Below are 21493 nucleotides of genomic sequence, written 5' to 3'. Positions count from 1 at the left end.
TTGTATGGACTAAAAATACCAATCTAAATCGTATCCTGTTGTTTCTTTTTTAGCTCTTTTATGACCTTCTAATAAAATAGACGCTACTTCTTCTTTAATTATTTCCTCAAGGTCCTTATATTTTTCAATTTTTATCCCGTCTGTGATAAAACGGGGATCTAAGTTTATTTCGTTTTCATTTAATGGTTGTAATCCAATATAGTCTAGTACCCAATTGTCTTCATTTTTCCTTTTACTCTTGTAAAAATAAACATATCCAGTATCGTTTTGCATTTCAAGCCATTTTCTTTCTATAAAAATCATGCTATCCGTTTCTTGGTTGAAATTATCCTGGTATAAAATGGATTCGACAAGGGCATTTTGGTGGTTGTATTTTTTTGGGAAATATGTTAATTTATCCATGCCTTTTAATTGGCCATATAGGTATTCACGGTTGATTAAATCTGCGGCCAAATATGTCAATACCGAATCGCTTACCGGTTCTTTTACTTGTATTTGATTAAGGACAATATTTGTTTGAACGATATAGTCTTGAACTAGACTTAATTTATGAAAGAAATAAGCAACATCTGATTTTTTTTCAAACGGTTTCAATAAGGTTATGTAATTAGAGAGTAAATCATTTCCTTGGTTTTTATAAGATTCATAACCGTAGCCCGAAGGCTTTTTACCTTGTTCGTATTGCTCATAACTAATTTGTTCTTTTAATTCAATTTTTGCCTCCCTTACCAGTTGTTTGTAATTTTGTTTATACTTTTTAGGTTTAATTTTTTTAGCGGTAACTAAGCTAGAAAGTAGCATGTAGATTGGGGTTTTGTATTGTTTGATAAAACTATAATTCAGTAATTCAGGATAAAGATTACTGGCCAAACTTAACGAATCAAATAATGGAAAAATGATGGAGTAAATCTCATAGTTGTTGTTGGATAATGGCGTGTCTTTTTCTAAAAGTTTTAAAAATAAATCATTTCCTTTCTTCGTATTTTGGCTCGTAAGTCCACGTAAAATTGCCAACTGGTAACTGGCCGTATCTTCATATTTTTCATAAATGGAGACCAAGTAATCGTAAATTAAGGGGTTTTTTAATTTTCCTATTTCCTCAATTAATTGTTTTTTATAATCCATTTGTTTTTCTGAAAATAGATAATTACTTATTACTTCCTTTAGCGCTTGAAAATCTTTATCCTCAAAAGTTATATAATCCTTTACAGAAGTAATGGCTTGCGCTTTAACAAGGCTGTCTTTGCTATGGATGTTTTTAAAGAATAAATCGGCTTTGTTTTCCAAGACAGACTCACCAATTAAGGTGTCAAAGGGTTTAAATGAATCAAAGAAATTTTGAATGAATGGTGAGGGAGTGGAAAGGGTGTCTAAATTAGCTTTTAAAGTGTATAATGTTCCATGGTGTAAGATTTCTTTCACCCAAATCATTCTGCTACTATTAGTATCTGTAAGCGATAATTGCATGTAATATTGTTGGTTATCTTTACTTGATGCTTCTTGTTGGATAACCAATTTTTTAGTCTTTGTATAATAATTTTTTTCTTCCGCCCATAAGGAGTCAATTTTATCGAAATGGGCATAGTCATGATATTTAAAAGCTTCTACATAAACTCTTTCGTAGTTTTCTGAGTAATATATTCTTGATTCGGTGTTACTTTTATAACTATTATCTGTTTTATTCTTTTTAAGGTTTTTATTCTTGATAGCATATGCCTTTGAATAAAGGTCGTTGAATGCAGAAGGGTATAGAAAATTAGATTTTACAGAGAACAATAGGGTAGAGTCGTCATATTTTTCAAATGGGTACTGGTACTCTAATTGGTTAAATTTAAACGCAGTAAAGAATGAGTCTATTGGTGTTTCTGTGGGGGTGGTACGCATTAGTAAATAATAATATGGCCCTTTAATAATTATTTTCAGTGTGATAAAATCTCCATTGGCATTATTTGCTTTTGTAATAGAGGAGGGGTAGGTAGAGTTTTGGAGGTAAGAAATGGAAAAGGTATCTATTTCATTGGATTTTAAAAATTTAGCTGTAAGTCTCTGCAGTTCATAGACATCCGTTTCAATAAACCCAAAATCATGTAGACTAGCTCTTTTTAATAAATAATAAGATTTAGTTTTTGGGTCAAAAGCCTCCAGTTCTGGGTGATTATAGAGTGAGGTAATACGATCGTTATTTTTGAAGTGATAATAAGAAGGAGTGGCCGTAGAAAAATCATTATTTAAACTTCTTGTTGTTGTCCAATCTGTTTTTATTTCTTTTAATTGAATGGCGTTGAAAAATGCATCACTTTGGTTTTTTACTAGTTCGTTTTTTCCTCCCATTTTGAAAATAAAAACGTGAATGGGCGTATAATAAATTTGGTACCGTTGATAATTTCCATTGGCTGTCTTATTAAGGATATCTACGCCATTAAAATCGTTTTTTTGAATTTTTTTACGGGATATAATTTTCCCAGGAATACTTTCAAAGAGTAAACTATCTATTTTGGTTTCATAATTTTTTGCGCTTTTTCCTTTTAAAAGACCATAAGTGCTTATTTGTTTGATAGAAAAATAAGTGCCATTTGTAAGTTCTGGAGAGAAAAATTGGCGTTGGTTGTTTGTCTCTGGGGGTGTTTCATACATTTTACCAGGTATTTTAACCGAAAATAAATCGGACTGATAGGTATTATTAAAGTCGAGTTTAGTCGTCATTTGGTCGTACACCGTTTTAATCGACTTGGCTTTATCGGTAATGGTTGTTGTCATTGGTTCTATGGTGTAGCCTTTGTTTCTTAAAAATTGGATGACCCCTTTTTCTCCGGCTAAGTGTGCTGCACCAATACCTACAAATAGACTGATATCTTTTTTACGAATAAATGAATCTATTTTTGCTGCCATTAAATCATTGCGGACATCAAGCATGTACTTTAAAAAGTTATCGGTATTTATTTGACCATGTAATGAGTCTAGCAACATGACGTCTTTATTTCTGTAGGCATCTTCTATTAAATCTCTAGCATTTTTGTCCTTGGTTAATTTTTCAAACCAAGCTTTATTTTCTTTTTTATTTGGGTCTGGTAAATTTCCCATCTTGCTTAAGTTGGTAGTCGCTTTAAAATCCTCTAGACTGTAGACGTTTTTTTGCTGCTTTTTACCCGTTTGGTATATAAATAGATCCAAAAATGTTTCTTCTTCAAAATCAAGTTGACTTTTATTTTCACGGTAAAGCATCCAATTACTCAAGTAATGGTCACTGGCAATATATTGTTTCAGTAATTTATTGGTAGGACGTTCTAATTTAAAGGCGTCTTGGTAAAAACCTTTATATGTTTGGCTTTGAAATCCAAATTTCCCCAAATAATCGTTGGCATATTTTGAGTTAAAAATTTCGTCTAACCATATAATAGGATTAGACTCTAAGGCAACGGCATCTACCGATTCAATTGCATTAAAAAATTCTTCTCCTAGGTGATAAGCTAATCTACCACTGATATGCATTGTACCATATAGATAGGAAGTTTTTTCACTTTCTGGACTAGTAATTTTCCAAAGTAAACTTTTTTGGTTTACCTGAGCGGAAACAGAATAGGAGAGGCAGAGGAGAAAAAGGAGTAAGTATTTCATGGGTGTGTTGTCAAAAAAATATGAATTGAAAAAGGTAGTAATAATATAAAGAAGAATATTTTATTCATTTTAAAATATTGTTAATTAGTTCCAAATATTTTCAATTGCTTCAATTTTGATGGAGGCAATGGTCATATTAGCTTGGTTTCTATTCCATATATATATTTTTAACTTGTCGTTTTGTTTCACCTGGGTCGGACAATTTATTGAAAAATAAGCATGTTGATTTTCGATTAAAGCTGTTTCTAAATTTAAGCCAATCCAAATGGGGTTTCCATTGGCATCTAGTATGGGTTGCAGGGAATTATTTTCAGGTGCTATTACTAAGGTAAATTGTGCTGCCGAGTCTATATTAACACTATTTATATCAAAAGAAAGATATACTTTATTTGCAGCCATTTCTTGGGTGACATTCAGTAATATTTGTGGACTGTACATTTCTGTGGAATCTACTCGATAATGGAGTTGATTTAAAGCGGTAGGTTTGAAAATCCAGTTTTTGGTATTGACAGGAAAGTCAGCAATGATTTTTTTGTTTAAAACGACTGCCTGGTCCCTTGCTTTTTTAGATAGTAAATACACCCCACTATTATTATATTTTTTATACTTTTTGACATAAGGATAATAATGATTGGCAATACTAAAAAAATAGACAGGAGTCGTTCTTGCAGCATAACCGAAAATTAGATAGTCGGTAGACAGCGTGTCTAATGTGGTTTTCCATTTTAATTCATCTTCATAATTAAGTTCATCAATAATGAATTCAAGAGTTTGGTTTTTGACTTGACCAAAAAAATTGATATAGAATGGGTCATTTACATTCATAGCAATGCTTAAGTTTTTGGGAGAAATATCTTCTTGCCATTGAAAAGCAGTTTGATGTAGCTCTTGTAATACTTCAGCATGGTATTTACTCCAAGGTTTTGTTTGGATAATGGTAGATAGCAATACTAGTATACTGATAAATATTGGTAATAAATTATCTTCCTTTGGACTTACTTTTTGAATGTAATAAGAAATTAGAATCACAAAAAAGGGAAATGAAAATAACATGACAGGAAACTTTAAAATCGGTGTTTGTACATAAGATAAAATATAGCCCACCAGAAAGATTCCAAAAAACCAGATAAAGAGCAATAAGGTTTGTTTTTTTAATGCAGGTATAGACGGTTTAAAAACACCGATAAGAAATGGGATAAGAAGAATAGTTATTAGTAGAAGAGATTCGTTAAAAGCAAAATATAGAAAATCGAATAGCCACAATGCATGTGGTTTAGCTAGCCATTGAATACCTCCTTCAATACCTGTTTGGTATAGCGTAATAGATACATGCGGAACATATAATATAATGGCGGATAGACCAGCAAAGATCAAGTATTTTAAGTTGTATTGTTTGATGAAAAGGAGACTGCTTAATCCCATAAAACCGACCATTAAAAAGGCAAAGTAATGGGTATACATGGCCGCAGCCATACTCAGCCCAATAAATAAACTAGTTTTAAATAGTTGCTTTTTGTTTTTCTGTAGAAATAATAGGCGGATTAAAAATAATCCAGTGAGTAAGGTGAAAAATAACCCCGGAGCATACGGTCTTGCTAGTTCCGATTGTAAAATAGGGAAAAGGAGAAAAGACCAAATACCAGCAGCCAATAATCCAGTTTTTTTCGAAAAAATATTGCCAATTAAGTAAACAAGCCAAATTGCGGCTGTACCAAATAATACAAAAGGTAAACGCATTAAAAAAGAAGATGTACCAACGATTTCACTCCAAATTTTCATGAATAATTGAACACCTGCGGGATGCATGTCACCAATCTTTACCCCCTTTGTGATTAGATCACTAAAAGTGTTATAGCTAAGTCTTTTTATAGCACTTAATTCATCATTGGTATATGTGTGTGTGTAGGATACACTAAGTCTCAACCCTAAACCAATAAGGATGATAATTATTAGTATATATTGGTTCCTTTTCATTGGATAAAGATAACTTTTTAAATATTTATTCTGTTAATATAAGTGAGTATGCATAATTTTTTCTAATTTAGTCTAAACTAAAAAATAATTATTATGAAGAAAATTTTACTTTTTGCAATCTTGGGTTCTACGTCTGTATTTGCGCAAGATTTGTACAATCAAACTAATGGTAACAACGGAAGTGGTATTGTGAGTAACAAATACACGGATCTTGCAGATACAACGGTATCCAGTGCAGATGATTTTACGGTTGGTGCAAATGATGTATGGCATGTAACTAATATTACTGTTAGAGGTTTTAGAAATAATGCTGATGTGGATATGACTAGTATGAAAGTTGAAATATTTGCAGATGCAAATGGTGTGCCAGCGGCAACAGCACTTTATTCAGAAGAGCATACAATTACTCCTATCCCATCCCCTGTAAGTGATACTGCAGTAAACATTGTATTAAATTCAACTTTGGATTTATCAGGTGGAACATATTGGTTGTCTGTAGTTGGAGCAACGCCTTCATTATCTAGATGGAATTGGAGTGGTTTAGCGACTACAGGAAATGGTGCAGGTGCTTTGTTAATTGATCCTTTGAACTTTTTTGATGCTGGAGCAACTTCTTGGACACCATTAACTAGTTTAGGTTTGGCATGGGAATCTCTTTCATTCAAAATTGGTGGTAGTGGAGATTTCGCTAGTGTTGATAACAGTGAATTAGCTGCTTTAACGGTATATCCTAATCCAGCATTGGATGTTTTAACATTAGGAAATGTAGATATGGCAACTGTAAATACAGTAAATATTTATAATGTAAGCGGACAATTGGTAAGTACATTAGCAAATACTTCTAATCAAGTAGATGTTTCTGAATTAGCTTCTGGTTCATACATTGTTGAATTGAATACAGAAAATGGTACAGTGAGAAAACAGTTTATGAAAAACTAATTCTTTAAAAGCATAAAAAAAAGACAGTGGAAACACTGTCTTTTTTTTTGTTTAATATTTTAAAAATTGAATTTTTAAGAATAGGGTAGATTACCCTAATCTTTGTCTTAAGGATTCATACATAATCATTCCAGCAGCTACAGCAACGTTTAGTGAGGCAATATCACCTTGCATTGGTATTTTAGCTTTGTAAGATGCAGCAGCAAGTAATTCATTAGAAATACCATCCTCTTCAGACCCCATGATAATAGCAGTGGGTAAATCAAGTTCTACATCTTGAATAAAAGTTTGTGTTTTTTCGGTACAAGCAACTACTTGTACACCGCTACTCTTTAAAGAGGAGACAACAGCAGATAAATCTTTTGCAACACAGACAGGAATACGCATTAAAGCACCTGCAGATGTTTTAATAGAGTCAGAAGTCACCAATACACCTCCTTTTTCTACAATTACAATAGCATCAATACCTGTACATTCTGCAGTTCTTGCAATAGCACCAAAGTTTCTAACATCTGTGATACTATCTAAAATCAAGAAATTTGGGACGCCACCTTCTTCAAATATACGGGTAGTGATTGCTTCAATATCTTGGTATTGAATTGGGGCAATGAATGCAATAACACCTTGGTGGTTTTTACGGGTTAAGCGATTTAATTTTTGAATAGGAACAAATTGTAAGTTATACTTTTTATCTGCCAATTCTTCTTTTAATTCCTTAAAAAGGGTTTTTTGCATCCCCCTTTGAATCATAATTTTATTAATTTCTTTCCCTGCTCGAACAGCTTCAATTACTGCTCTTACGCCAAAAACGATATCGTTTTCTAAGTTGTCAGATTGCTTGTTATAAAAATTATCACCCATGATTTAATTATTTTAGAAAAAAAAATCTGTCTTTGAATCGACAGATTTTTTTTCGACTGTTAGTTTTATTAAATGGTTAAAATATCTGCTTCTTTTTTTGCAGTGAGTTCATCAATTTTTGTGGTAAATGAACTGGTTATATTTTGGACGTCTTCTTCTAACCCTTTTTGAGCATCTTCGGACAAGCCATTTTCTTTAAGTTTTTTTATTTCATCAATCGCATCTTTACGATTGTTTCTTAAGCTAATTTTTGCATGTTCCCCTTCAGATTTTGCTTTTTTTGCTAAATCTTTTCTTCTTTCTTCGGTTAACATTGGTACATTAATAATGATTAATTCACCATTATTCTGTGGGTTAAGTCCCAAATTGGCGTTGGTTATTCCTCTTGAAATTTCATCCAACATAGCTTTTTCCCATGGTTGAACACTAATCGTTCTAGCATCTAATGTACTTACATTAGCTACTTGACTTAGAGGTGTCATGGAGCCGTAGTAATCAACACTAACGCCATTAACCATACTTGGTGATGCTTTACCAGCTCTAATTTTTACTAGCGATTCGGATAAGTGTTCAATGGCACCATTGTTGGCTTCATTTAATGAATCGAAAATAAAATCAATTTCTTCTTCCATTTTGAATGATTTAAATATTATTTATTAGCTACTAAAGTACCAATTTTTTCACCATTTACAACCTTTTCAAGATTGCCTTTGGTATTCATGTTGAAAACAATAATAGGTACATCATTTTCTTTACACAGGGTAAATGCAGTCATGTCCATAATACTTAAACCTTTATTGTATGCTTCGTCAAAAGTAATGGTATCGTATTTTGTTGCATCTGGATCTTTTTCTGGATCGGCAGTATAAATACCGTCCACTCTAGTTCCTTTAAGTATAACATCAGCTTGCATTTCTATTGCGCGCAGCGCAGCAGCAGAATCTGTGGTAAAATATGGATTACCAGTTCCAGCTCCAAAGATAACGACTCTACCTTTTTCCAAGTGTCGAACGGCACGTCTTTTAATAAATGGTTCTGCTATCTCACGCATTTCTATTGCGGAAACCAATCTTGTTTTAATGTCTTCTTTTTCTAAGGCAGCTTGTAAAGCCATACTATTTATCATAGTAGCTAACATCCCCATATAATCTCCTTGGGTACGATCCATACCGCCTTTTTCAGCTTGAACTCCTCTAAATATATTTCCTCCACCAATTACAATAGCCAATTCAACGTTTTGATAAAGTTTTTTTATTTCAGCTGCATATTCAGCAATTCTGTTATTATCAATTCCGAAAAGTTTATCGCCCATAAGGGCTTCACCACTTAGTTTTAGTAAAACTCTTTTATATTTCATGTATTCTTAAAATTAAAACAAAAAAAAAGAGAAATTTTAATTTCTCTTTTTTTTAAATTATTTTAAAGCGAATCTTTTAAAGTCGGTTATGGTTAAGTCCTTGTCCGTATCCTTTAAGAATTGCTCTACTGATTTTTTATTGTCTCTAATAAAGTCTTGCGATAGCAACGTATTCTCTTTAAAGAATTTGTTTAATCTACCCATTGCAATTTTTTCAGCCATTTCAGCAGGTTTCCCTTCTTTGATTGCTAATTCTTTACCGATTTCAATTTCATTTTGAATAGTAGCCTCATCAATACCATCTTTATTCAAAGCAATTGGTGTCATGGCAGCAACTTGCATTGCAACTTGTTTACCAGCATCTTTTGCTTCTTCCGTAGATTTTGTCAATGTCACCATAGTAGCCACTTGGTTACCTGGGTGATTATAAGCTACCACTGCTTCTCCGCTTAACAATGCATAATTAGATAAAACTAATTTTTCACCAACTACACCAACTTGCTCTATAATCTTTTCAGCAACTGATTGTGTATCGTTATAAGGCGTATTGTTTAAAGCTTCAACTGTAGCAGCATTATTTTTAGCAGCAATATCTACTAAGCTTTCAACAAATGTGTAAAAATCTGAATTTTTTGCTACGAAATCTGTTTCACAGCTTAAAGATAAAACAACACCAGTTTGGTCATTGTTGTAAGTTTTCGCGATTACTAAACCTTCTGAAGTTTCGTTTTCCCCTCTCTTAGCCGCTACTTTTTGTCCTTTTTTTCTAAGGATTGTAATAGCAGCATCCATTTCACCTTCCGCTTCAACCAATGCTTTCTTGCAATCCATCATGCCAGCACCAGTTTTTTGTCTTAATTCGTTTACTTGAGACGCAGTTATTTTCATTTGTACACTCTTTTTAAAAATTATTTTTCAGCATCAGCTTCAGCCTTAGGAGCTTCAGTTGCTTCTTTCGTTTCTTTGGATTCTTTTAATTCCTTCGTTTTTTCTTTAGCGTCTTTTCTTTCAGCTAAACCTTCCATGATAGCACCTGTTACTATGTCCATTATTTTGGCAATAGATTTTGTAGCATCATCATTTGCTGGAATTACGAAGTCGATATTTCTAGGGTCAGAATTTGTATCAACCATTGCAAAAGTAGGGATGCTTAATTTGTTAGCTTCTCTTACTGCAATTTGTTCTTTTAATACATCTACTACGAATACTGCTGAAGGCATTCTTGTCATGTCAGCTATAGTACCGTAATTCTTATCTAATTTCGCTCTCGTTCTAGATAACTGTAAACGTTCTCTTTTTGACAAAGTTTTTAAAGTTCCGTCTTCACCCATTTTATCAATAGATGTCATTTTACGGATTGCTTTTCTAACTGTACCAAAGTTTGTTAACATACCACCTGACCATCTTTCAACTACGAAAGGCATTTTGGTAGGTTTAATTCTTTCTTCTACAATCTCTTTTGCTTGTTTTTTTGTCGCTACAAATAAGATTTTTTTACCTGATTTTGCAATTTGTTTCAATGCAGCACAGGCGATATCTAATTGTGCAACTGTTTTATTTAGATCGATAATGTGGATACCTCTCTTTTCTGCAAAAATATATGGAGCCATATATGGATTCCATTTTCTCTTTAAATGTCCGAAGTGAACTCCGGCGTCTAAAAGCTCATCAAATGTTGCTCTTGCCATTTTGTAATTTTTTTAATTGTTTACTTTCTTTTTAATTTTTCAACGCTCGTTGCGCTTATTGGTGAAAACCAATTAATGAGTAGTACAATAAAATTGTAGTCTCATTAACTTAGATACTAAACCAACTTTCTTAGATAGAATATTAACGTTTCGAAAATTGAAATTTCTTTCTCGCTTTTTTCTGTCCAGGTTTTTTTCTCTCAACCATTCTTGGGTCTCTAGTCATTAAACCTTCCGCTTTTAAAGCAGGTTTGTACTCAGCATCAATTTCTACTAATGCCTTTGAAATACCCAATCTAATTGCTTCGGCTTGACCATTTGTTCCACCACCGTCAACGTTTACCGTTACATCATACTTACCAACATTGTCGGTAATGTTAAATGGTTGGTTCACTTTTTCTAAAAGCATTGGTGTTTTGAAATAAACATTCAAGTCTTTTTTGTTAACTGTGATTTTCCCAGATCCTTCTGAAAGATAAACTCTAGCAACAGATGTTTTTCTTCTACCTAATGTATTAATTACACTCATCTTACTGTTTGTTTAAAATTGAATCCAAATTGATTTTTTCTGGTGTTTGAGCGTCATGATTGTGCTCTGTCCCAGCGTACACTTTTAGATTTTTGTAAATTGCATTTCCTAATTTGTTTTTAGGAAGCATTCCCTTAACAGCCATTTCAACCATTCTAATTGGTCTTTTTGCCATTAATTCTTTTGCACTTAGCATTCTCTGACCGCCTGGGTAACCAGTGTGACGAATATAAGTTTTATCCTCCCATTTATTTCCTGTTAAAGAAATCTTTTCTGCATTAATAACAATTACGTTATCTCCACAGTCAGCATGAGGGGTAAAATTCGTTTTATGTTTACCTCTAATCATAAATGCTACTTTACTTGCTAATCTACCAAGTGTTTGTCCTTCTGCATCAACTAATAACCACTGCTTATTCGCAGTCTCCTTATTACCTGATATCGTTTTGTAGCTTAATGTATCCACAATATTAATCTTTTTAGTTAATATATAATTATCCCAAAATGGGGGTGCAAATGTACGAACTTCATATTTATTAACAAAGAATATTGAAAAAAAATTATTTTCTTATTTTTTTAGGTCGCCTACAAATGCTTTTTGTAATTTTGTAAATATATATATTTATAGCTACACAGCAATATGAGTGATCCTTTAAAACACGAATGTGGTATAGCCCTTTTAAGGTTAAAAAAACCATTAGATTTTTACTTAAAAAAATACGGAACGGCATTTTATGGTCTAAATAAAATGTATCTCCTTATGGAAAAACAGCATAATAGGGGACAAGATGGTGCTGGATTGGCAAATATTAAGTTAGATATGGAACCAGGTGAACGCTATATTAGTAGGGTTCGTTCCAATGGTCAGAAACCAATTCAAGAAATATTTCAAAACGTCAACGCACGATTTGAAGAGATTGAGAAAGAAAATCCAGCTTTATTGAAAGATTTGGATTACTTGAAGAGTAATGCAGGTTTTACGGGAGAGGTTTTCTTGGGACATTTAAGATATGGTACTTATGGTAGAAACAGTATTGAAAGTTGTCATCCCTTTTTAAGACAAAGTAATTGGATGACCCGATCTTTGTTGGTGGCGGGTAACTTTAACTTGACCAATAATGACGAACTATTTAATATGTTACTCAAAATTGGTCAGCATCCTAAAGAAAAATCCGATACAGTAACGGTTTTAGAAAAAATCGGACATTTTTTGGATGAAGAAAATACCAGTTTATACGAAAAGTTTAAACCACTTGGTTACTCGAATCGTGATGTATATAATACCATAGCAGATCAAATTAATATTGAAGATATATTAAAACGTTCTTCTGGAGATTGGGATGGTGGTTATGTAATGGCTGGAATGATAGGTCATGGAGACGCTTTTGTATTGCGTGATCCTAATGGTATTCGACCAGCTTTTTGGTATGAAGATGATGAAGTTTGTGTGGTTACTTCAGAGAGACCTGTTATTCAAACTGCTTTTAATGTTTCAATTGAGGATATTAAAGAAGTAAAGCCAGGGCATGCTTTAATTATTAAAAAATCAGGTGACGTAAAAGAAGTGGAAATTAATCCTTCCACTAAAGTAACACAATGTTCTTTTGAAAGAATTTATTTTTCACGACCAGGAGATAAAGATATTTATAAAGAGCGAAAAGAATTAGGAAGATTGATGCTGCCCCAATTATTGAAGCATATTGATAATGATGTAGATAATTCCGTGTTTTCTTTTATACCCAATTCTGCAGAAACGTCTTTTTATGGACTGATTAAAGGTTTGGAAGATTATCAAAATGAAGTCAAATTTGACTTGTTAAAGGAAAAAGGTGGTAATTTAAGTGATGAAGAATTAAAGTCTATTCTTTCGAGAAGAACACGAATTGAAAAAATTGCAATTAAAGATACTAAATTAAGAACTTTCATTACGCAAGATGATGGTAGGGATGACTTAGTGGAACATGTTTATGATATTACTTACGGTACTGTAAATGAAAATAAAGATAACCTAGTAGTCATTGATGATTCTATTGTTAGAGGGACAACCTTGAAAAAAAGTATTCTTAGAATTCTAGATCGTTTAAATCCTAAACAAATTGTAGTCTTGTCGAGTGCACCTCAAATCAGATTTCCTGATTGTTATGGTATTGATATGGCAAAAATGGGAGATTTTATCGCTTTTACAGCAACAATAGAGTTGTTAAAAGAGCAAGGTAAACAAAACGTGATTGACGAAGTGTACAAGAAGTGTAAGGAGCAGGAAGGTTTGCCTAAAGAGCAAATTAAGAATTATGTTAAAGAATTATATGCCATATACACGGACGAAGAGATATCTAATAAGGTGGCTGAATTATTGAAGCCAGAAGATAATAAATCGGATGTTAAAATTATTTTCCAGTCTGTAGAGAATTTGAAAATTGCTTGTCCAAATCATACAGGAGATTGGTATTTTACAGGTAATTATCCAACCCCAGGAGGGAATAAAGTAGTAAACAAAGCCTTTATTAATTATATAGAAGGAAGTAACGAACGTGCTTATTAAGTATAAAAGTAGTTTAAATAAAAAATGGTAGGCGTTATGACGACCTACCATTTTTTTTACGATTAAAATTAAATAGTTATTAATTCTGTTTCAAATATAAAAGTAGAATTCCAGATTTTAGAAAATAATTAAAGTTTGCCTTGAAATAATTAAAATTTGGACATTTTAGCCCTGTTTTTGTCTTTCCATTATTTTTTTATGACCTTGTTTTGATAATGGAATTTCTTTTTTGTCGGTCATTAAAATGCAATTTTTATTGAATTCTACGACGTTGTTCAAATTAATAATATGTGATTGATGGATTCGAATAAAATTAGCGGATGAAAAGTACAGTTCGGCTATTTTTTTTAGATTTTTGGAGATCATAAATGACTCATTATTCACGGTGTAAACTGTAGAGTAGTTACCCTGAGATGAGATGTACAAGATATCGTCTTCATTAAGGATTACATTTTGATAGCCAGCTTTGAATTGTATCAATCTCCTTTTTGTCAAATGGTCAGATTTAAGGTACTCTTGCGCTTTGGTTGAAATCCTTTTTAGTTCGTTTATATCTATTGGTTTAAGCAGGTAGTCAAAAGCATTTACTTTAAAAGCATCAATGGCGTATTTTTCGTGCGCGGTGACAAAAACAATAAGCTTGTCTATTAAATTGTTTCTTTCGATAAAGTCGAATCCATTTCCACCAGGCATACTTATGTCTAAAAAAATGAGGTCGTAATCGATACTGGAAATTGCAGCACTGGCATCATTGATGTTTGAAAAACTACCTACAATTTCAGTGTTTTCGGTAAATTCACGAATGTGATAACTCAATACCTCTCTCGCTTTTTTTTCATCATCAATTAGTATCACTTTCATTTTTTAATATGCTTGTTAATTCTTATACTTACTTTGGTTCCTGTCTGATTAATTGGATCTTTGAATTCAAAGGTAATGGGTTGTTTTATCTTTAATCCTTCGTTGTATATGTTTAACCGTTCATTCACTATTTTTAAGCCATATGAGTTGGTGCTATGCATTACGTTTGTATGGTCGAATCCTAGACCATTATCAATGATTTCAATAAGATAGCATTTTTTTTCTTCATGGATGCCAATAACGAGTTCTCCCTTGTACTCTATAGCGTTTATGCCGTGAATAATTGCGTTTTCAATAATAGGTTGCAGCAGTAAGGAAGGGATGAAAATGGCGCTGGGTTCTAAATTAATTTTAGATACAAATTTGAAATTGAAGTTTTTTTCAAATCTTTTCTTTTCTAGATTAGCGTATAAAAATAAAAAATCAATTTCTTCTTGCAGTGAAATGATTTCTCTTCTAGAAAATTCCAATGATTTTCTAACAATTTTCGCATAGTCGTTTAAGTAATTAATACCTCCAACTATATCGTTTTGAATGAGGTAGTGTTGTATGGAGTTGATGGTGTTAAATGTAAAATGCGGATTCATTTGCGCATTTATAGCTTTGATTTCTAATTTTATTTTATCAATTTCCCTTTGTCTTTTTTTATCATTGATAAATACAAATACTTGAATGATCATATACAAAACAAGACACAAAAGAATAATTGCTAAAAGGATAAAATCCCATTTTACCCAAAAGGGTTTCATGATGAAAACAACATGCTCATATATTATACGCTGGTCATTTTTAGTACGAATTTGTAGGTGATATTTTCCGTATTTATTGCTTTGTAGGAATAATTGATTCGCATTTACTTTTTTCCAAGGGGTTTTTTCTTTATTGGAAAGACGGTATTCAATGTCTTGTTTTTTACCGATTCTGTAATCAATAAATTGATAATAAATACTAATTACTTCGTTAACTTCTGCATAAATAGCTTCTTGTGGTAAGATTTTGGTATTTTCAATACTAATCGAATCTATGTTGAAATACGTTTTGTTTTGTTTTACTTTGATGTCTTTTTGAAAACAAAATGTACCTGTCTTTGTCGTTGCCCATAAGGTGTCCTTGTTGAGTTTGATGTCTGTGATTTCATTGCTCAAGAAGCCAGTATTAGACTGCGTAAATGATTGTATGTTAAATGTATTGGTTTTGAATCTGCAAGTTACTTTGTTTAGTCCACTATAGGAGCTCATCCAAAATACCGAGTCATTGATAAGGGCTATACCTGTTGGGTGGTTATCTAGAAGTCCGTCTTGCATGTTAATTTTGAAGAAAACACTATCGTTAAAAATGGCTAATCCATTACTTTCACTTCCAGCAATATAATAGTCATTAAAAGTGCGAATAATTCTTTGTGGTTTATGGAAAAAGGAGTCTGCATTTGCTGATTTCTCGAGAATAGTTTTTCTATTGTAATTATAAGTGTAAAAACCATTATCAGTTGCTAGATAGATAATGGAATCATTAAGCGCAACAATTTCATATATTTCTAATGCGGAGATAAATTCAAAATGAACCTTTTGTGTATTCGTTTTAACGCCTAAATATTTTCCACTGGCACTCACAAAATATTTATCCTTGGAGGTTCCAACATAATATGAGTTTAAAGATTCGTTATTGGTGTTAATATAGAAGGGGAAGTTTGGGCCAAGTATCGCATTTAGTTTTTTATCGTTTCCAGCTATAAAATCATTTCTTTTTGTAAAATAAGTTTTGTTGGTTTGGTGTAATAGTTGATTGTTTTTAAAAATGGAGGTGTTAAATTTTCCATTTATGATAAATAAATAGTCCCCATTAAAAGTTAGTTTACGACCTGGAAATTTACGACCATCTACGGTCAATTCTAAAATGTTTGTGTTTTGAATGTGGTAAATGCCATTTTGTATGGAGGTGGCCCAAATCCCTTGGTTTTGGTCGATCAGGACTGAGGTGATAAATTGTTGTGGGAAAAAGTGATGTATCAAATTATAATCTGCATCATATTCTAATAAGCCAAGGTCGGTAGCGACCAATAAGTGGTGATTACTTAGTCTTTTAATATCATTACCGCTGCCATTTAATTTTTTCACTATTAATTTACCAGCTTTTAGAATAATTAATTCTTTATGTAAAATTAAGACGGTTTCATTAGGAGAATAATTACATTTTATTAATTCGATTTTTTCAATATCTAATGGTGTTTTAATTTGATGAATAGTACGGTATGTTTTATGGTCGCTGTGGTTGTAAACGAGTATAGAATCATTTTTAATGGTCGATAAATTAAGTTTTGTAAATGAAAAATTGGGGTCAATATGAATTTCTGTATTGGGTAGGTTATTCGTTTCTTTATTTTTGAATTTATCATGATAAAAATGGAAGGAATTGTTTGTTTTCAGTGCCAAGTAGCCAGGGATGTTGGGATAGGAAATGTAGAAAGTATCGCCAACTTGTTTAAATCTTTTGATATGCCCAGCAAGCGGTGATTGTATGTAAAAACTATCTAGAAGGTGATTGAATTCGAAAGCTTTAAATTTAATTGGGTACTTTAACGGATCAAAATAATAGAGCTTTTTATTTTTTGCACTAAACCATAATTTATGGTTTGATTCTTCAAAAAAATGAAATACAACTTCGTTTGGTAGTCCTTCTGATACGTTGTAATTGGTAAAGGTTTCTCCGTCAAATCGGCTAAGTCCTCTGTCGGTTGTAATCCATATATAGCCTAAAGAGTCTTGATATAGGTCGTATGTTTCGGAACTAGGTAATCCTTCATTAATACCGAATTTTTTATAGATGGCAGATTGTCCATAGCAGAAAAATGCAGGCAAAATGAATAAATATAGAAGTAGGCTTTTGAAGTAATGCAATGGAAACAGTTTATGTAGTGTCAAAATTAAGTATAAAAAATGGATTTTTAAACCCACTTTTTATACTTCTATAAAGTTATATTTCCTTTGTTAAGTTAATTGTTTTGAGTTTGTTTATAGTTTGATAAATTCGTTTTTGTTCTGTTTTTTTACGAGACTTTATAGCCGCCATAAATCCATTTTACAGGTATTAAAATCCATGTTTTTGCTTACTAATTCCTGCTAGTTTAATACTACTATTGAATTTGGCTTTAATATTTTGAAATTAATACTGGTAAACAATGGCATTGATATTCATTCCGGCACCAACCGAAGCCAATAAAATATAATCTCCCGCATTAATTTTATGGTTTTCAATTTTATCGTTTAAAATTAAATCAAAAAGGGTTGGTACTGTGGCTACAGAGCTATTACCTAGTTTGTGTATGCTCATAGGCATTATTCCTTCCGGTGCTTCCATATTATAAAGTTCATAAAACCGTTGGATAATGGCCTCGTCCATTTTTTCGTTAGCTTGATGAATAAGTATTTTTTTTATCTGGCTTATATTAATTGTACTTTTATCTAACGCAGTTTTCATTGCTATTGGAACGTTAGTTAAGGCAAATTCATAAATTTTTCTACCATGCATTTTAATATAATTGGTAGTTTGTGTTTCATTTGGGTTGTAAGAACTGCCATAAAAAAGAAAGTAAGCTTCTTCTAATGTGAAACTTTGACTAGCAAAACTGATAATGCCTCTTTCTTGGCCTTCATTAGCTTCCAATATACAAGCTCCTGCACCATCCGAATAAATCATAGAGTCTCTATCAAAAGGATCGACAACTCTGGAGAGTGTTTCTGCGCCAATAATTAGACATTTTTTAGCTAAGCCTGCTTTAATAAATGCATCCGCTTGAATAACTCCTTGGATCCATCCGGGACAGCCAAATACAACATCATAAGCTACACAATTGTTGTTTTTTATTTTTAAGTTATGTTTTACCCTGGCCGCAATACTCGGAAGCATGTCACATTGCGTAAAACCATGTCTCACATCTCCAAAATTTTGAGCTAAAATGATATAATCAAGTTCTTCTGGATTAATATTTGCTTTTTCTATAGCCTTTTGTGCCGCAAAAGTTGCGATATCACTATTCTTTAAATCCTTTTCAACATACCTTCTTTCTTCAATGCCAGTAATGGCTTTAAATTTTTTGATAATAATTTCATTTGAATTGGGAAGTTTTTGTTGCTTTTCCGTATAGAATTCATATTCAAGAAAGTCTTTATTTCTTTTAATTAAAGTGGGGATATAACTACCCGTGCCTGTGATAATATTTTGCATAGTCGATTTAAATAGTTTTCAAAGGATTTGAAGTATCTAATTTAATCCTATAAAAGTAAATACGGTAAATAAAAACAAATGATTTTTGTCAGATTTTTGATAAAAAGTCGTTTTTATTCACTAGTCCGTTTGTTTTAAAACAGGTGGATAAATAATGGTTATTTTTTTGTCTATTTATGGTTTGTATTATTGTTTCATAATATTTTTTAAAGTTTTTAATTTTCTATTGGTTATCTCAATTTTAGGTCACAGATATTAGAGAAATTGTATTTTGATAGCTTTTTTGATTAGAAAATTAAGACAAGAACGGAATATTTATATCTTTATGACTGTATAATACAGTTGTATCCACAAAGAAAAGATTAATTATGGGAATGTTATTTTTATTTTTAGCGTTAAGTATCGGTATTTCATTTTTATGTTCTATTCTTGAGGCGGTACTTTTGAGTATTACGCCTTCTTATATAAGGAAACAGAAAGATGCAAATATTCCTCTGTATAATGACTTAAACTTATTTAAAGAAGATATTGACAAACCTTTATCTGCGATTTTAACTTTAAACACAATTGCGCATACGGTAGGGGCTATTGGTGTCGGTGCTCAAGCTGCAGTTGTTTTTGGTAGTACTGAACTTAAGCTTTTTTCCTTATCTATATCTGCTGAGTCCATTGTGGCAACAGTCATGACGCTCGCTATTTTAGTTTTAAGTGAAATTATTCCAAAAACATTGGGGGCAAATTATTGGGAGAAATTAGCTCCTGCAACGGTTAATTTACTAAAAGTATTAATGAAACTTTTGATGCCTTTGGTTTGGATGAGTCAATTAATAACCAAAAAGCTTAAAAATGATAAAAATAAAAGTGTTTTGAGTCGTGCAGATTTGATGGCGTTTACTTTAGCGACAAATGAAGGAGGGCAATTGAGTAATTCTGAAACCAATGTGATTCAAAACGTGTTGAATTTACCCAATACAACCATTCATGATATTATGACACCTCGCTCTGTATTGTATACTGCCTTGGAGGATGAAACGTTAGACGAGTTAAGACAAGACGAACGTTTTAAGCAATTTTCAAGAATTCCAATTTTCGATAACAATAAAGAGAAGATTATAGGGATGGTACTTAAAAGTGAAGTGCTTTGGGAGCTCGTACAGAAAAAGGGAGAGATGAAAGTAAAAGCATTGGTTCGACCACTTTCTAGTGTGAGCGAAGATATGTTTTTGGCGGATTTTTTTAAAAGTAATTACGATAAAACGGCCCATATGTTTGTTGTGGAAGATACCTATGGTAGTATTACCGGCGTGCTTACTATGGAAGACTTACTGGAAACTATTTTAGGGTACGAAATAATAGATGAAACTGATAAAATAGTAGATATGCAAAGTCTGGTGAAAAAGAATAAGGAAGATTAAAATTTAAGTTTTGTAGTTGTTTAAAGTAAATAGTACATGTAAATCACTAAACAGTAATAATAAAATTTAATAAAAATTTTTATAGTTTCTCAAATACAAATAATTTGCATTTTGTAGTTGTCCCTTATGCTCTTATATTTTACATTTCCTAGTAGGACTTCTTAACTATATTGCGTTTTAGTTTAAGCAATTGAATAGGGAAAATTTTGTGTATTCAGACTATCTTATGTTTTAATTTGTGAAAATTACCCGTTACGAATAATGAATTATCATTTTGGTTATGTATAGGTATGTCAATAAAAGATATATTATGGTCGGGAAGGGCAAAAAAAGAAGATCAAATTGTATCAAATGCTTCATGCATAACTAATTGTTTAGCACCGCTTGCAAAAGTATTAAATGATAATTTTGGAATTAAAGAAGCTTTAATGACAACGATTCACGCCACGACGTCTACACAATTTACCGTCGATACTCCAGCAAAGAATAATTATCGATTGGGTAGATCTGCCATGAACAATGTAATTCCTTCTACGACTGGTGCCGCAAAAGCAGTTGGAAAAGTAATTCCAAGCTTGACTGGCAAATTAACAGGAATGGCTTTTAGTGTGCCAACAACAAATGTCTCAGTAGTTGATTTAACTGTAAAGTTGAATATGTCAACGAGTTATGATGAGATAAAGAAAATATTCAAGTCCAGTGCAAACGAAGAGTTAAAGAGGGTGCTTTCTTATACTGAAGATGAGGTTGTTTCTCAAGATTTTGTGGGAGATAAGCATACTTGTATTTTTGATGCTGGTGCAGGTATTGAATTAAATTCGACTTTTTTCAAATTGATAGCTTGGTACGATAATGAAGTAGGTTACTCTAATAAGTTAATTGACTTAGCAACTCATATTAATTCATTATGATAAAATAAATTATAAATTATAAATTTTGAAATGGAAACTATCGTCGCTGTCATTAAATTATGTTTAGAAAAATAATAATGGATGATGTTCCAATGAAAAGTCCTTCGAATTGAAGGGCTTTTTTATTTTAAAATAACAACTTTATACATTTAGTTTTACCTTTCGATAAATGCTTTTTAAGTAGCGGGGATCCTTCGGCAAGCTCAGGAACCCTAATTCTTGCTTTTTTCATCCTACGCATCAACTCAAAACAATTCATTTTTTCAACCATAGGTTCTCGTCCTGTCTCCAAAAAATAATGTTTATCACAAAAAAAAGCATCTACCTTTCGATAAATGCTTTTTAAGTAGCGGGGATCCTTCGGCAAGCTCAGGAACCCTAATTCTTGCTTTTTTCATCCGACGCATAAACTCAAAACAATTCATTTTTTCAACCATAGGTTCTCGTCCTGTTTCTAAAAAAAAAGTTTATCAAAAAAAAAGCATCTACCTTTCGATAAATGCTTTTTAAGTAGCGGGGATCCTTCGGCAAGCTCAGGAACCCTAATTCTTGCTTTTTTCATCCTACGCATCAACTCAAA

General features: G+C 32.2%; 15 protein-coding genes and 1 pseudogene. 4 read left to right on the top strand and 12 right to left on the bottom strand.

All coding sequences use genetic code 11. The annotated features are described in order from the left end of the window. Window positions 1–9 precede the first annotated feature (9 nt). Window positions 10–3615 (bottom strand): TraB/GumN family protein, encoded by a 3606-nt coding sequence (locus DNU06_RS12670; protein WP_111063783.1) that lies wholly within the window; start codon window positions 3613–3615, stop codon window positions 10–12. An 84-nt stretch (window positions 3616–3699) separates the two neighbouring features. Then, the gene (locus tag DNU06_RS12665) at window positions 3700–5589 is read right to left on the bottom strand and encodes a glycosyltransferase family 39 protein (protein WP_111063781.1); all 1890 of its coding nucleotides are present in this window, start codon (window positions 5587–5589) and stop codon (window positions 3700–3702) included. Between the two features lie 93 nt (window positions 5590–5682). On the opposite strand from DNU06_RS12665, the gene DNU06_RS12660 reads away from it, so the two are divergent. Beyond that, window positions 5683–6528 carry a T9SS type A sorting domain-containing protein gene (locus DNU06_RS12660; protein ID WP_111063780.1) on the top strand — a complete coding sequence of 282 codons (846 nt, stop codon included), beginning with the start codon at window positions 5683–5685 and terminating at the stop codon, window positions 6526–6528. 90 nt (window positions 6529–6618) lie between these two features. Here the strand turns inward: DNU06_RS12660 and rlmB are convergent, their stop codons facing one another. From rlmB to rplM, 7 genes are all read right to left on the bottom strand, one after another. Continuing rightward, a complete protein-coding gene (gene rlmB, locus DNU06_RS12655) occupies window positions 6619–7389 on the bottom strand; it encodes a 23S rRNA (guanosine(2251)-2'-O)-methyltransferase RlmB (RefSeq protein WP_111063778.1) in 771 nt (256 codons plus the stop codon). Between the two features lie 68 nt (window positions 7390–7457). Continuing rightward, a complete protein-coding gene (frr, locus tag DNU06_RS12650; protein ID WP_111063776.1) occupies window positions 7458–8021 on the bottom strand; it encodes a ribosome recycling factor in 564 nt (187 codons plus the stop codon). A 17-nt stretch (window positions 8022–8038) separates the two neighbouring features. Next, complete coding sequence (gene pyrH, locus DNU06_RS12645) at window positions 8039–8746, bottom strand: UMP kinase (protein WP_111063774.1); 708 nt, start codon at window positions 8744–8746, stop codon at window positions 8039–8041. A gap of 57 nt (window positions 8747–8803) precedes the next feature. After that, window positions 8804–9634 (bottom strand): translation elongation factor Ts, encoded by an 831-nt coding sequence (tsf, locus tag DNU06_RS12640; protein ID WP_111063772.1) that lies wholly within the window; start codon window positions 9632–9634, stop codon window positions 8804–8806. Between the two features lie 20 nt (window positions 9635–9654). After that, window positions 9655–10434: a 30S ribosomal protein S2 gene (rpsB, locus tag DNU06_RS12635; protein WP_111063770.1), complete on the bottom strand. Its 780-nt coding sequence runs from the start codon at window positions 10432–10434 to the stop codon at window positions 9655–9657. Between the two features lie 142 nt (window positions 10435–10576). After that, window positions 10577–10963: a 30S ribosomal protein S9 gene (rpsI, locus tag DNU06_RS12630; RefSeq protein WP_111063768.1), complete on the bottom strand. Its 387-nt coding sequence runs from the start codon at window positions 10961–10963 to the stop codon at window positions 10577–10579. Window position 10964: 1 nt separating this feature from the next. Beyond that, a complete protein-coding gene (gene rplM / locus DNU06_RS12625) occupies window positions 10965–11429 on the bottom strand; it encodes a 50S ribosomal protein L13 (protein ID WP_111063766.1) in 465 nt (154 codons plus the stop codon). Between the two features lie 174 nt (window positions 11430–11603). On the opposite strand from rplM, the gene DNU06_RS12620 reads away from it, so the two are divergent. Further along, entirely contained in the window at window positions 11604–13505 is a 1902-nt protein-coding gene (locus DNU06_RS12620) for an amidophosphoribosyltransferase (protein ID WP_111063764.1), read from the top strand. A gap of 165 nt (window positions 13506–13670) precedes the next feature. Here DNU06_RS12620 and DNU06_RS12615 read toward each other — a convergent pair whose 3' ends face one another. The 3 genes from DNU06_RS12615 to DNU06_RS12605 all read right to left on the bottom strand — a co-directional run bounded on the left by DNU06_RS12615 (window position 13671) and on the right by DNU06_RS12605 (window position 18587). Beyond that, on the bottom strand, window positions 13671–14366 hold the full coding sequence (locus DNU06_RS12615; RefSeq protein WP_111063762.1) for a LytR/AlgR family response regulator transcription factor: 696 nt from the start codon (window positions 14364–14366) through the stop codon (window positions 13671–13673). Next, window positions 14363–17221, bottom strand: coding sequence for a sensor histidine kinase (locus tag DNU06_RS12610; protein ID WP_111063760.1), 2859 nt, complete (start codon window positions 17219–17221; stop codon window positions 14363–14365). Before DNU06_RS12610 ends, DNU06_RS12615 begins: the two co-directional genes overlap by 4 nt. 304 nt (window positions 17222–17525) lie before the next feature. Further along, window positions 17526–18587, bottom strand: coding sequence for a 3-oxoacyl-ACP synthase III family protein (locus DNU06_RS12605; RefSeq protein ID WP_111063758.1), 1062 nt, complete (start codon window positions 18585–18587; stop codon window positions 17526–17528). 368 nt (window positions 18588–18955) lie between these two features. Here DNU06_RS12605 and DNU06_RS12600 point away from each other — a divergent pair, with 368 nt between their 5' ends. Both DNU06_RS12600 and DNU06_RS12595 read left to right on the top strand, forming a co-directional pair. After that, entirely contained in the window at window positions 18956–20002 is a 1047-nt protein-coding gene (locus DNU06_RS12600; protein WP_111063757.1) for a CNNM domain-containing protein, read from the top strand. A 326-nt stretch (window positions 20003–20328) separates the two neighbouring features. Next, window positions 20329–20913, top strand: a pseudogene (locus DNU06_RS12595) (type I glyceraldehyde-3-phosphate dehydrogenase); the annotation flags it as partial. Between the last annotated feature and the right edge of the window lie 580 nt (window positions 20914–21493).

Origin of the sequence: Putridiphycobacter roseus, assembly GCF_003234935.1 — a bacterium.
In the GTDB taxonomy this organism is placed as follows: Bacteria; Bacteroidota; Bacteroidia; order Flavobacteriales_D; family Crocinitomicaceae; genus Putridiphycobacter; species Putridiphycobacter roseus.
This window is presented reverse-complemented; position numbering and strand designations above follow the sequence as displayed.